Here is a 13603-nt window from a genome sequence, read left to right as displayed (position 1 = left end):
CAACGAGGTGTGGACGGAGAGATTCCCTGAAATGATACCGGCCTCTGTCGCGGAGACCTCAGATGGAGGCTATATCGCCGGCGCATATAACCTCTCCACAACCGTGGGGGAGGAGAGGTTCATCTACCAGGGCACCTCGTTCCTGATCCGGACCGACGCCGCCGGGAAGGAGGAGTGGCGGCAGGTCCTGCCAAACGAGAAGGTCTCGGCTGTCCGGCCGACCGCTGACGGTGGATACGTCATCATCGGCTGGCTCTGGAACCCACCCGGATCGGCGAACGATACAACGGCAGTCATCACAAAGACCGACAGTGACGGCACACCCACCTGGAACCGGACCTTCCCCGGCACATCCGCGAACGCAGGCGTCGTAACCGCTGACGGCGGCTACATCATCGGGGGAACCTCGTCACCCTTCAACAACGACGTAGGGGACGCCTTCCTCATCCGCCTCGATGCCGACGGAAACACGGTCTGGCATAAGAATTACCAGGCCCCGGTCGTCTACGATATCGAGGAGACCGATGACGGGAGGTTCTTCTACTCGAGCAACTACTGGTATGGACTCGTTGAAGGAGACGGCGAGGAGATCTGGCTCAAGAACGTGGAGGGGCTGAGCGGGTATGCCGCCGCTCTGCAACCATCCGGCGGGTATGTGGTCGCGGGCACAAACGCGAGGAACGGCGAGGGCTTCGCTCTCGGGATCGATGAGGACGGGGCGGTTCAGTGGAACACAACGTTCCCTGATTCCGGTATTTACGCGGCCAGCAGCGCCCCCAACGGTGGTTACACCCTTGCGGGCATCCGGTTCCTCTCACCCGACACCAGTGCCGCCTGGCTGGTCAACCTTGAAGGGTCGGCAGCGGCTCCCACAGGAACTCCCGCACAGGGAGCACCGGGATTCGGTGCGATCGGTGCCGGGGCTGCTCTCCTCCTCCTGCTCGCGGGAAGGAAGTGGAGAGAGTAACCCTCCATCCACACTCTTTTGCAGTTCAGAGGCCTTCTTTCCGGAAGTAAAGGTACACTCCCGCACCCAGGAAAATGAGGGCGAGGAGGCCGGAGACGAGGTTTATGTATCCGGCATCCCAGATGCTCCCGGGTTGCGGATCGGGATCGTCCATGGCCATCTGTGCCGCGCTCTCCCCGGGAGCCTCCACAAAGAGCGCATACAGGCTGAGATTCGAGACTTCAGCCACGATGCTCCGGTTCCCGGGGTGGACGGCAGTGGCGGTCACCTCCCAGGCGTCCGCCGATCGGTTGTAGCACTGCACGACGAGCCTTTTTCCGACGCTATCGTAGACGTTGTTCCACTGCTCCTCCGTGAAGTTGAATACGAGGGTCGCCGGGGATGAGATGACAGCCCCTTCCGGCCCGGCGATGCAGGCAGACCCGGCAAAGACGTATTCACCTTCCCCGGGCAGCGGGGGCACGTCACCGGGGTCGATGGATTCGAGAGTCACGGTCACAACCGGTGCACCGGAGAGATTGACCGCTCTGATCCCTCCTGCAATCGTGAGAGACACCAGGCCGTCGGACGAGGTGATCCGGACAACCTGCTCCCCGGGGCCTGCCTCCGAAGGAGCAGCGGTTGGTGTCTGCGTCGGCGTCGCAGTCGGTGGCGGCGTGCTCCAGCCGGGATTACTCCAGGAAGAGCCGCCGCCGCCACCACCCCCTCTCCCTCCGCCACCGCCACCCCCATGGCCTGACGACGTCTGGGTAGGGGCCGAGGTTTGAGTTGCGGTCACAGCAGGTGTCGCGTTCACGGTTGGGGATGCCGATGGGGTTACGTTCACGGTTGGGGATGCCGAAGGGGTTATGTTCACGGTCGGGGTCGGTGCAGGGGTCGCAGGATGGACCCGTATATGCCCGTGCCTTACCTCAGTCTCATTCTGAAAACCATTCCCTATCGTCAGGCTGACCGTATAGTTCCCGGGGCTCACGTAGGTGTGCTCCGGGTTCTGCTCCGAGGAGGTTCCGCCATCCCCGAACTTCCAGGACCAGGTATCAGGCTCACCGGTCGAGGTATCCGTGAACCTGACGGTGAGCGGCGCGGTTCCGTTCCTGGTGTCGGCCGAAAACGATGGTTCGAGCCGCTCAAAGACGGTGATGTAGCCGTGCTCCATGTGTGTCGCGCTGGCCCCCGCGTTGTCGCAGGTCAGGGAGACGTTATAGACCCCGGGATGATGATACGTGTGATACGTGTCCCGGTGCACCGATCCCTCGCCATCCCCGAAGTCCCAGAGCCAGGCTGTCGCGTAGTTCGGGGAATCGCCATAAAACATGACCGTGAGGGGCGCAGGCCCCGACAAAGGTACTCCCCGGAAGGAGATATCCGGCGGTTCCGGGGGACCTACGTGAATGAGATCGCTCTTCGTGACGGTGTCGGACCCGAACTCGTTGCTCACCGTGAGCGAGACAGTGTAGTTCCCCGGGCCCTCATAGAAATGCCACAGGTCTTGCAAAGTAGAGGTATTCCCGTCGCCGAAGTCCCATTCCCACGACTCCGGGTCGCCGGCCGATTGGTCAATGAACCGGACGATGAGCACCGCCCCTCCTTCGGTCGGGTCCGCCGAGAACGCCGCCACCGGGGTCGTTCCGCTGAAGTAGGTGAACGCGTAGATGTCCGAACTTCCATCACGGCCGTTCTGCCAGACGACCCGATCACCGCTGACGGCAGGGTAGAGTTGTTCGGTCGCGGAAGGAACGACCGGCATCTGCTTATCCTTCCCTGCGACGAGGTCGCAGATGTAAACGTTCCAGGTCCCGTCCCGCTTGTCCTCCCAGGCGATGAGGTCGCCATCAATCGCCGGGGAGACCTGTTCGGTGGGGTCGTCGGTGATCCTCTGCTCTCCGGCGGCAGGATTGTCGAGATCGAAGAGGTAGATATCGGGAGCTCCGTTCCGGTAGTCCTCCCAGACGATCCGGCTCCCCGATATCGCCGGGTAGGTCTGCCGTGCACCGTTCCCGGTGATCTGGTGTCGCTCTCCGTCCAGGATATCGTACAGCCAGATATTTCCATTCCCGGTGCTCTCCTCCCAGACGACGTACCTCTCCGAGAGCGCGGGCTTCCATTCGGTCACCGGCGAACAGGAGAGGAATGTCTCGCTGCCGGTCCCGATGTCGTAGAGGCAGATATCCGTGCTTCCGTTCCGGGCATCGTACCAGACCACATGCTCTCCGTGGACGACAGGCATCCACTGGTCAGCCGGGTCGTCGGTGAGCGCCGTCGTCACGCCACTCGATACATCAAAGAAGCAGATATCCGGACTCATGTTCCGGTTCTCCTCCCAGACGACGTAATTCCCCGAGACAGACGGGTACCTCTGTCCCGTCCCCTCGCCCGCAACCTTCTGACCTCCGCTGCCGGGGCTGCTCAAATAGTAGATCGACCCTCCGTTCCTGCCGTCCTCCCAGACGACCATATTCCCGTCAATGTCGGGGTGCTCCTGCGATCCTCCATCGATACAGATCGAAACCAGATCCCCAGGCGCCTTCTCCCCGGCCATGGCAGGCGATGCCAGCAATCCGATGGCAATGACGGTACAGACGATAGTCAGCGCATTATATTCAGCCATTCTTTTACCACCACGATGAGAACGCCCCCTTCGTCCCATACGATGGTGTCTGCGCGCACGCCGGGGAAACAGGGTTCCCTCGCGGGCGTACAAACGGAATCCTGTGAGATCCCGGAGAATCACCGGGACTTCTCAGGATAAAGGGTTCGCGGGTTGCAGGATAGAATCAACAGTATAAATATCTTAGTATAAAGGAAGGGAGGCGGAGAGAGGATACCCGATCATTACAAAAATTGTAGAATATTGTCCGCCCCGGGTGCCGGCGTAGCATAACCGGCAGCACGATCCCGCCTAAGCAACGTCCCGTGGCGCTCAGGCCGCCGCAAGTTCACGGACCTTCGCAATATTCCCGGCATCGTCCCGCCTCTCGTCGACCGGCGTCTCGCATATGAGGGGGAGGCGGCGGACGGCCGGGTGACGGAGGATATGCCGGAACCCCTCCTCCCCGATGGCCCCAAGCCCGATGTGCTCGTGCCGGTCAAGTCCGCTCCTGAGGTCACCCTTGCAGTCGTTGAGGTGAACGACCCGGAGACGGGAGAGATCAATCAGGTCGTCGATCTCCCCGAGCGTTGCATCGACCCCTTCGGCTGTCCGGAGGTCATAGCCGGCGGCGAACGCATGGCAGGTATCAAAACAGATCCCCACCAGCCCTTGCCTCTCAATCCCATCGAGGATCCGGGCGAGGTCCGCAACGCTCGACCCCACACTGTTCTTCTCCCCGGCGGTATTCTCGAGGAGCAGCATCACATCACCCTCCCCTGCATCGTCGAGTGCCCTGTTGACGGCAGCAATTACCCGCTCCTGCCCTGCCTCCGTCCCGGCGCCGCGGTGGTGCCCGAGGTGGGTCACAAGGTAGGGTATGCCAAGAAGGCCGCACCGCCGGAGTTCCGCGGTGAGCGCCGCGACCGATTTATCGTAGATCGCATCGTCGGGAGAGGCCAGGTTCGGGAGATAAGGCATGTGGTCGATGACCGGACCAAGCCCCGATACGCTCAAAGCCGTTTTGAACGCATCGGCCGGGTCCGGCCCGAGGTCCTTTGCCCTCCAGCCCCGGGGGTTCCGGGAGAAGATCTGAAACGCGTCGCACCCTCGTTCACGGGCCCGACCGACCGAGAGATCGATCGAGCCGGCGATGGAGACGTGGCATCCCACCAGCACCATAGCGTACCTCTCGACGCTGAGGCGTTTAGGCCTTCCCCCGCCCGACCTCACGGAGCACCGCCGCCCCGAACTCACGGGTGCCGGCAGTGCCGCCAAGATCGGGTGTCCGGATGCCTGCCGAAAGCACCCGGCCGACGGCCTCCCCCACGGCCGCCGCGGACGCGGGATCGCCGAGATGGGAGAGGAGCATCGCGCCGCTTTGAATGGCCGCGACGGGGTTTGCGATGTTTCGGCCCGCGATATCCGGCGCGCTTCCGTGCACGGGCTCAAAGAGGGCGTGCCGTTCCCCGACATTCGCGCTCGGGAGCATTCCGAGCCCCCCCACAAGGTAGGCGGCGGCGTCGGAGAGGATGTCCCCGAACATATTGGTCGTCACGATCACATCGTAGCGGTCGGGATGCATCAGGAGGTCGAGGCAGAGCGCGTCGATGTAACTCGTCCTGCAGGGAACGTTCGCCCGGGCGGCCTCCACGGTGCAGATATCGATGAAGAGGCAGTCCGACTTCAAGACGTTCGCCTTATTGCCGACGGTGAGGTGACGGCGGGACTTCGCGAGGTTACAGGCGTAGCGGGCAATCCGCTCGCTCCCCCACCGTGAGACGACCCGGACGGTGCAGGCCCGGTCAGGCTCCGTCCACTCGATCCCGGAGTAGAGCCCCTCGGTGTTCTCCCGCACGATGACGATGTCGACACCCTCGCCCCGGATCGGGCGGACGTTCGCGTAGAGGTCGAGAGCATGGCGGATCTGGAGGAGGACGCTCCGGTAGCCGGGGTCCGGGGGGGTGGTGACCGCCCCAAAGAGGACGGCGTCTGCGGACTGGAGATCGGCGAGCGTCTCCTCATCGCAGGCGCTCCCGGTCCGCTCCCACCGGCCGTACCCCACCTCGACGTCGAAAAACTCGAAGTCAGGGCGTACGGCCGCAATGATGTCGCGGGCGACCGGGACAACCTCGTGCCCGATGCCGTCCCCCTCAACGACCGCGACCTTCACCACGCTGCTCCCTCCAGGCGGCCGCGACCTGCCGGACCGCCACGGTGATATCCCACGACGACGCTCCCCAGTGGACCACCGCACCGAACCGGCCGTTCCAGTTCCCGATTCCGGCTCGCTCGCTCCGGCAGCACCGGGCGATGAAGGGTCCGTCTGTCACCGCCTCAAGCGGACAGATGTTCTCCATCGTAACGGCGTCGCCGTAACACTCCCTCACCAGGTCTCTTGCTGTCAGGCACCCGGCAACCCGGTCGCCCGGCCGGACCGGATCCGCGTCAAGGGTGCGGGGGAAACCGGCCGCACGACAGGGATAGACATCGGCCTCGATATCGCAGATGTCCCGGACATGATGCTCGAAGACGACCTCAAGGTCACCAAAGAGCCCGGTCTTCTCAAGATCGAGGAGTGTTGCCGAGAGGTGCGGACGGGGCGGGGTGATGTCGTAGACGTGGATCCGGAGGAACCCCGAGAGGTCCGGATCGAGGACGAACGTGGTCTGCTCACCATGACCGGTGAATACGGTGCACCGGTGCCCGGACCGCATCGCCTCCCGTACTAAGAATGTTCGATCCTGGACATTCACGCGATCCGGGTAGCGGCAGACATCGTTGCCGGAGACGAGCACACGCTTCGATATCACCTTTCGCATCAGTCCGGTCCCGTCCGGATCGGTCTGCACCTCGAGCACCTCCGTGCCGTCGGCAGTCTCCCGGACAAGGTAGCGCGAGAGGAAGTAGGCTTTATCGCCGCACGGCGTCCCGGTCGCGGACCCGACAAATTTGCAGTGGGGCGGGAAGATCACCGGCACGACCTCCAGTAGGGCACCAGTCCTCCAGCCCGGAGGATCGCGACCATTTTTGGTGAGAGGGGGCGGGCGGCATGGCGCACCCCGTCCACCTCCACCCATCCGGCATCGAGGTCGAAAGCAACGCGGGCACCATCGGTGCAGGAGACCTCGGCCTCGATCACCGGCAGGCCGACGTTGATGGCGTTCCGGAAGAAGATCCGGGCAAACGACGGGGCAACGACTCCGACCACCCCGGCCTCCCGGAGGGCTACCACCGCCTGCTCCCGCGACGACCCGCATCCCATGTTTCTCCCGGCGACGATGACCGAACCGCTGAGGCGGGGGGCGAGTCCCGGGTCCAGGTCCTCAAAGGCATGCTCCGCCCAGACCGAGCGGTCCTTCGTTCGGAGGTAGCGGCCCGCTATGATGATGTCGGTATCGATATCGTTCCCGAGGCAGATTGCCGGACCGGCTCCCTGCACTATACCACCTCCGGCACGGTTATCTCACCGGTTAAGGCGCTTGCGGCGGCGGTGGCCACCGACGAGAGGTAGATCTCGCCGCCGACGCCCATCCGGTTCTTGAAGTTCCGGTTGGCCGTGGAGAGGCAGACCTCCCCCTCGCCGAGGACACCGGCGTGCGCCCCGAGACACGGCCCGCACCCGGGCGGCGCCACCATGCACCCCGCATCCACGATATCGGCAAGGACGCCGGCGGCAATCGCCCGGGCGAGCACAGGCCGTGAGGCGGGAACGACCAGGGTGCGGACCGCCACCTTCTTCCCCCGGATGATCCGGGCGAACCGGGCGAGGTCCTCGAACCGGCCGTTCGTGCAGGTCCCGACGAAGACCTGGTCGAGGGGGGTGCCTGCGACCTCCTCCGCCTCCCGGACGGTATCCACCCTGTGCGGGACGGCGACGAGAGGCACGATATCGGCGAGATCGATATCGACGGTCCGCTCGTAGCAGCAGTCCTCCGGGACCTGGGGCGATGCCATGAGTCCGTGCTCCGCGAGGTAGCGGACGGTGACCGCGTCGGCGTAGAAGATTCCCGCCTTCGCCCCGGTCTCGACCGCCATGTTCGAGAGGGTCAGCCGCCCGTCCATGGAGATGCCGGCCGCCCCGTCGCCCACGAACTCCAGCGCCCGGTAGGTCGCCCCCTCCATCCCGAGTTCTGCGACGTAGGCGAGGGCGATGTCTTTGGCCTCTGCAGCACCTTCGAGCCTCCCTGCGAGGTTGACCGCGACCGTCTCCGGGACCCGGAACCACGTGGCCCCCGAGGCCCAGATCGCCGCCATATCGGTCGCTCCCACCCCGGTGGCGAACGCACCGAAGGCACCGAGGGTGCAGGTGTGCGAGTCGGCGCCGACGACGACCATTCCCGGCCGGACGACGCCTTCACTCATCACCTGATGGCAGATCCCCCCTCCGGCATCCGAGAGTTCGATACCAAAAGAGCGTGCATACTCCCGGAGCTCCGCCTGGAGCGTCGCGGTCGTCCCGGTGTTCGCCGGGACGATGTGGTCGAAGATAAGGCGCAGTCGTTCGGGATGGGGGAGCCGCTCCACTCCCATCTCACGGAGCGCCTCCCGGGCGAGGACGCCGGTCCCGTCGTGGGCGAAAGCGATATCGACCTCACGGTCTATGTAGGCTCCCGCCGGTGCCCCAAGGATCCGCTCGGAGAGCGTACTCACCGGGCGACCCCTCCCTTCGCCTGCCGGAGAAGCCCGCAGAGCATCTCCGGGGTGACGCTGCACTTCCCCTCGCTCTTCTGTTTGACCTGATCGAGCACCCACCGCGTCTCCTCATCGGTGAGGTCAAACCCATAGGCCTTTGCGACATGCTCGAGCGCCCGCTTCCCGGTGTGCTTCCCGAGGACAAACCGCCGCTCGCCGCCCACCAGTGCCGGGGGGACGTACTCGTAGGTCGCCGGATCGCAAAGGATCGCGGCGATGTGGATACCGCTCTCGTGAGCAAAGGCGTTCTCGCCGACGATCGGCCGGGTGCGTTCCGGAGGCATGCCCGAGCACCGGGCGACCAGCCCCGAGATCTCCTGCAGGCGGGTGAGGTCGTAACGGTCGACCCCGCCCTTCATCCGGAGAGCGACGAGCACCTGTTCGAGCGCCGCGTTCCCGGCACGCTCACCGATGCCGTTGACGGTGGTGTGGAGCTGGAACGCCCCGGCGGCCGCTGCCGTGATGGTGTTTGCCGCCGCAAACCCGAGATCGTTGTGGCAGTGGATGCAGAGCGGGAGAGGGGCCCCATCGAGGATCTCCTGAATGACCGTGTGGACTTCGAGAGGGGTGAGGCAGCCGACAGTGTCCGCGAAACTGACGAGGTCGGCCCCGTACTCGGCACCACGGGTATACATCTCCACAAGGAACGCAGGATCGGTCCGTGAGGCGTCCTCGGCCGCAAACCGCACCTGCACCCCGTGGTCGGCGGCGAACTCCACCATGTTGAGAGCATCCTCGAGCACCTCCTCACGGGACTTCCGGTACTTGTGCCGGATATGGAGGTCGGAGGTCGCAATGAAGACGCTGACCATATCCACATCGCAGTCGAGCGCCGCCTCGATATCCGGCCTGAGCGCCCGAGCGAGGCAGCAGACCCGTGCATCAAGACCGCTCCGGGCGATGGCTGCGATGCACTCCTTCTCCGCCGCGGAGACCACCGGGAAACCGGCCTCGATCACCTCCACGCCGATCTCGTCGAGCGATCGCGCGATCGCCATCTTCTCATCACGGGTAAACGAGACGCCGGGAGTCTGCTCCCCGTCTCGCAGTGTTACATCACAGATCTCGATATGCCACGGTTTCATGCCTTCCACCCTCAGGGCAGGCGCCTTCGACCACCACCGTCCGGGGCCCTCCCTCGGGAGGAACGAGGACCCGGCGAAGCGTCGCGGTCTCGTCCGCGGCACAGATGACCGGGTCCGCCCAGGTGATGTAGCGAAGGATATCGGGGACGGGGTGACCGCCGGTCATCCCCATCCGGTTGTTCGCGAGGACGATACAGAGGAGCGGGAGTTCTCGTTCGTAGACGTCGATGAGGGCATTCAGCCCCGAGTGCAGGAGTGCGTAGTCGCCGGTCAGCGCGACGCCCGGTCCGGTCGCGGCGACGGCGACCGACGAGCCGAGGCCGTAAGTGGCGATGCCGACCCGGTAGGGGGGATTCATCGCGAGGATAGCGCACCCGGCGTCGCAGACCGCTCTCATTCCGCGCTCGCGAAGGATACCAAGCACCGGGTGAAACGGGCAGTCCCGGCAGAACGTCCGCGAGTAGCCGCGGAATGAGAAACGTTCCGGCTCCCCGGCGGGTTCAGGCGGGGCGAGGAACCGGTGTTCCGAGAGGAAAGGGCGGCCGGTCTCGCGGATCCCGGCAAACGCGCCCGGGCCCGTCGGGGGGGGGTAGACGGTGACGACACGCTCCATACCACCGGAGAGCCGGTTGAGGGGCGATGACCGTGACCAGGCGAACATCGCCGCGGTCCGCTGGTCTGCCGCCAGCGCCCGGCCGGCCATCGTGAGCCCCGGGTCGGCGAGGCTTCCTTCCCGGGGCCTCCGGGGGACGGGGATGTCGGGCACGTCGGCGTCCAGAAGGTCTGGCGTGACCCTGACGATCGCGACGCGCGAGAACTCCTCCGAGGCCTCGAACGCCGCCTCGACGACCGGGCCGAGCGTCTCGCCGTCGGGTTCCAGCACCGGGACCCGGGCCACCTCGCCGTAGTAGCGGGAGTCCTGCACGACGTCCGACCCTGCTGCGCAGGGATCGTCACCGACGACCACAACGACGCCTGCCCGGAGGCCCTGGGCGGTGGCGTGCACGAGCGGGTCCGCGCAGGCGTTGAGGCCGACATGCTTGACGATCACGGCGGCCCTCCTCCCTGAGAGTGAGTCGCCGAGGGCATACTCGAGCGCCGTCTTCTCGTTTATGGTGATCGCCGCTCCCGCCGAGGCGGCAAGCCCCGATACCGGGTAGCCGGGAACGGCGTAGCAGCGGTCGGCCGCCCGGAGGATCGCAAGGGCGAGCGCCTCGGTGCCCTTCATGCGTCCCTCCCCGGCGTAAGATCGCACCCGGTGCATGCCGCGCACATCGTCAGCGCCCGGCGGGGGTCGAGGTCGACCCGCCGGAGGATCCGGGCGTGAATCTCGTAGAGCGAGAGCAGCCGCTCAGCAGACGGGCGGGGCCGGCCGGCGAGAGCAGCCGCGGGGGTGAGCGGGCGGAGGACCGGGATGACCCCTATCGCGGCGAGGTCCTCCATCACCCGCTCCAGGTCTTCGTCGGTCTCGCCGAGGCCGACGATGACGTTCGAGTAGACCCGGTTCTTCCCGAAGAGCGCGACGGATGACCGTAACGCATCCCAGACCACATCCCACGCAAGATCAGGACACATCCGGGCAAAAAGCGCCTCCGTCGCCGCCTCGATGTTGAACTTCACCTCGACGACGCCGAGGGCGCGGAGCCGGGCAGGAGTTCCGGGTCCCGGGTAGATCGAGACCCCGATAGGGAGATTGAAGGAGCGGAGCGCCGAAACGACGTCGAGGACGTAGGCCTCCTCCTCCTCGATCGAGGAGGCGACACCGCTCGTGATTGAGATGGCGTCAACCCGGTCGGCCACGTTTTCGACCATCCGGGCGATCTCGGCGACCTCCTTTCGCCGCCCGGGAAGACCCGGCACCGGGCAGTAACGGCAGTGGAAGATGCACGTCCCGCTGACGGTGATGTAGGCCTGGCGAGGACAGTGGAGAGCGGCGGGCTCGAGCATACCGTGGATCACGTTGCCGTCGATGAAGAGGTCCGCCTCGCCGTCCCCCCGGTGGACAACCTCGACAGGGCTTGCCCCATCGATACCGGCCCGGACCCTTCGAGAGCCGCCAATCGAGAAGAAGAGCGAGCCGGACGTCCCGGCGGAGGGGCCGGCGGCTGAACGGGATATGTAAGGCTCTGCAGGTTCGCCGGAGAGGCGAACGGCACCCGTCTCAATTAACCAGGCTTTCAGCCGGATCCATTCCATAACGCCAGCGCCTCCTCATACCGCGTATAAAACGGGATCGCCGCGGCCGCCCCGATCACGCCCCGGCCGTCCATGACAAGCGAGAGGTGCCGGCCGGTGAGGCCGGTAAGGTCGTCAGGGGAGACCTCGCCCCGCTTTACGCGCTGCCCGAACCCTTCGAGCGGCGAGGGATCGAATCCCCGCCAGACCGCCATGCCGGTCTCGTCCGAGAGTGTGTACTCCTCAAGGTAGTCGCGGTAATGCCGGACCAGCCCGGCGGGATCGGAGGTGGCGAACTCGCAGGCGATGGCAACGCAGTTCTTGGTCCGGTAGGGGACAGGATAGAGTTGCACGATGGTGTGGGAGAGGTAGCGGGAACGGTCGTCCTCGACGGCCCGGGCAATGTTGTGCGCGAGCGTCCAGGTGGCGCCCTCCTCGGGCGTATCGGTGTCGTCGACCCCGATGATCACCCGCTCGCGCCGGGGGAGCCAGATGGTCGAGCCCGCGAGCCGTCCGCCGCCGGCAGGGTCACTCTCGTGGCGGATGACACCCGCCGCGCCGGCGCGGCAGATGGATGCCCCCACGCCGCCGCCGCCGAGACCCCGGTAGGTGACGGCGATCTCGTCTCCTTCAACGGCTACACCGGCGATCCCTGCGGGGAAGACCGAACCCTCGAGCGCGAGGTCGGCCCTGCCGGTCCGAAGGAGGTAGCGGTTGGTCGCTCCCACGGTCCGGACGGAGCGGACAAGCGGGCTCTGCGCGTAATGGCGCTTCACCCACATCGCCCCGCCGGTGCAGTCGAAGAACTCGATGAGTTCCACCTGCTCGGCCTTCTCGTCGGCTACCGCCACGATCTGCGGATACCGTATCGTGTAGGGATCAGAGAGTCTCTCCATAGAGTCCTGCCGCTTCAACGCCCTTGTTCCCCCAGAGGACGGCGCCAAGCGCCCCTATCCGGCCCTTTCGTGCGTTCGAGTCGATGAATCGGATACCCATCCGGGCGGCCTCCGTCTCTGCATCCTCGACCGTCAGGAGCTCGGTCTTGACCCTTCTTGCGTAGGGGGATTCTTCCGCGAACGTGATCCCACGGTAGACGGCGATACCGGTGTCGTTGCTGACCGCCCCGGACTCGACGAAGTCGCGGACGTACTCAAGGAGTTCGTCCACCTTTCCGGGCCGGACCGCGAAGTTCAGGGCGGACCCGACGCAGTTGGTGGTCTTCTTCGGGACCGCCGGGTTCAACTGCACGAGGCGCATGTCCAGGTACTCGACCCCGGGGATGGTGCAGGCCTCGGCGCACTTGAGTGCGAGCACCCACGTGGCACCCTCCTCACGGGTGTCGGTGTCGTCGATCCCGATCGTCACCTTCTCGTAGAGCGGCGATACGATCCGCACCCGGCAGACCCGGGCGCCGCCGATCCTGAGATCGTCTTCGGTGGGATACTCCGCCCGGATCACGCCCGGCGCCTGCGGGAGGCAGGCGGCGACGCCGACACCGGCCCCCGCGATCCCGGACCAGGTCGTCACCACTTCGTCCCCGAAGACCTCGACGCCCTCGAGCGCCTGGCCGCCGATCTCCTGGCTTGCAGCCCCGAACTTCGCCGGTGAGACCCCCAGCCGGGCGAGCATCGTCATCGTCGTGCCCTCGACGTGGCAGGACTGGACCGCACCTTTTGCCCGCACCCGGTTTGCCGCATCCCACTCAATGGTCCCCCGGGCCCGGCAATGCTCGCGGATCTCCGCGAGACCGGCGTCCTGGTCGACCATAACGAGGTATTTCATCGAGAACAACGGCCCAAACCGGGCCCTGACTTCATCAGGTGTGAGCGTGATCATGATGTCACCGAAATTATCGTTAACAAGAATGTCGTTGATAACGATATTTAAGAGGATCGATCGGGAGGGCGGGGGCAACGAGGGACGGGCCCCGATGGGAGGATGAGTAATAAAGGGGGGCGTTACACGCACTTGAGGCATTCCGGGGGCGTGGGCAGTGAGGGGGCTGTGGGGGAGGTTTCTCCCATGAGGGGGTTTGAGCAGTCGGTGGGCATATAGGTGCTGAGAGAGGATCAAGTCATAATCGCCCCGTCCATA

12 protein-coding genes are annotated in these 13603 nt (G+C 65.3%); 1 reads left to right on the top strand and 11 read right to left on the bottom strand.

Annotated features, from left to right (window positions below):
• Positions 1-967, top strand: a 967-nt coding sequence (locus QZ650_RS01825; RefSeq protein WP_292522446.1) for a hypothetical protein, incomplete at its 5' end; no start/stop codon positions are given.
• A 25-nt stretch (positions 968-992) separates the two neighbouring features.
• Here QZ650_RS01825 and QZ650_RS01820 read toward each other — a convergent pair.
• The 11 genes from QZ650_RS01820 to QZ650_RS01770 all read right to left on the bottom strand — a co-directional run bounded on the left by QZ650_RS01820 (position 993) and on the right by QZ650_RS01770 (position 13345).
• Positions 993-3575: a PKD domain-containing protein gene (locus QZ650_RS01820; RefSeq protein ID WP_292520084.1), complete on the bottom strand. Its 2583-nt coding sequence runs from the start codon at positions 3573-3575 to the stop codon at positions 993-995.
• 312 nt (positions 3576-3887) lie between these two features.
• Positions 3888-4736 carry a deoxyribonuclease IV gene (locus tag QZ650_RS01815; RefSeq protein ID WP_292520086.1) on the bottom strand — a complete coding sequence of 283 codons (849 nt, stop codon included), beginning with the start codon at positions 4734-4736 and terminating at the stop codon, positions 3888-3890.
• Positions 4737-4761: 25 nt separating this feature from the next.
• Positions 4762-5730, bottom strand: a complete 969-nt coding sequence (locus QZ650_RS01810; protein ID WP_292520088.1) for an isocitrate/isopropylmalate family dehydrogenase — start codon at positions 5728-5730, stop codon at positions 4762-4764.
• On the bottom strand, positions 5708-6529 hold the full coding sequence (locus QZ650_RS01805; protein WP_292520115.1) for a hypothetical protein: 822 nt from the start codon (positions 6527-6529) through the stop codon (positions 5708-5710). Before QZ650_RS01805 ends, QZ650_RS01810 begins: the two co-directional genes overlap by 23 nt.
• Positions 6526-6996: a 3-isopropylmalate dehydratase gene (locus tag QZ650_RS01800; protein ID WP_292520090.1), complete on the bottom strand. Its 471-nt coding sequence runs from the start codon at positions 6994-6996 to the stop codon at positions 6526-6528. Before QZ650_RS01800 ends, QZ650_RS01805 begins: the two co-directional genes overlap by 4 nt.
• Positions 6996-8207 (bottom strand): aconitase/3-isopropylmalate dehydratase large subunit family protein, encoded by a 1212-nt coding sequence (locus tag QZ650_RS01795; RefSeq protein ID WP_292520092.1) that lies wholly within the window; start codon positions 8205-8207, stop codon positions 6996-6998. Before QZ650_RS01795 ends, QZ650_RS01800 begins: the two co-directional genes overlap by 1 nt.
• Positions 8204-9334 (bottom strand): homocitrate synthase family protein, encoded by a 1131-nt coding sequence (locus QZ650_RS01790; protein WP_292520094.1) that lies wholly within the window; start codon positions 9332-9334, stop codon positions 8204-8206. The genes QZ650_RS01795 and QZ650_RS01790 overlap by 4 nt, the downstream gene beginning before the upstream one ends.
• The gene (locus QZ650_RS01785) at positions 9306-10562 is read right to left on the bottom strand and encodes a thiamine pyrophosphate-dependent enzyme (RefSeq protein WP_292520096.1); all 1257 of its coding nucleotides are present in this window, start codon (positions 10560-10562) and stop codon (positions 9306-9308) included. The genes QZ650_RS01790 and QZ650_RS01785 overlap by 29 nt, the downstream gene beginning before the upstream one ends.
• Complete coding sequence (locus QZ650_RS01780) at positions 10559-11530, bottom strand: radical SAM protein (protein WP_292520098.1); 972 nt, start codon at positions 11528-11530, stop codon at positions 10559-10561. The genes QZ650_RS01785 and QZ650_RS01780 overlap by 4 nt, the downstream gene beginning before the upstream one ends.
• Positions 11512-12405, bottom strand: a complete 894-nt coding sequence (gene mmp11 / locus QZ650_RS01775; RefSeq protein WP_292520100.1) for a methanogenesis marker protein 11 — start codon at positions 12403-12405, stop codon at positions 11512-11514. The genes QZ650_RS01780 and mmp11 overlap by 19 nt, the downstream gene beginning before the upstream one ends.
• A complete protein-coding gene (locus QZ650_RS01770) occupies positions 12389-13345 on the bottom strand; it encodes a tRNA(Ile2) 2-agmatinylcytidine synthetase (protein ID WP_292520102.1) in 957 nt (318 codons plus the stop codon). Before QZ650_RS01770 ends, mmp11 begins: the two co-directional genes overlap by 17 nt.
• Positions 13346-13603: the final 258 nt, after the last annotated feature.

Origin of the sequence: Methanoculleus sp. (genome assembly GCF_020696975.1) — an archaeon.
Taxonomy (GTDB): domain Archaea; phylum Halobacteriota; class Methanomicrobia; order Methanomicrobiales; family Methanoculleaceae; genus Methanoculleus.
This window is presented reverse-complemented; position numbering and strand designations above follow the sequence as displayed.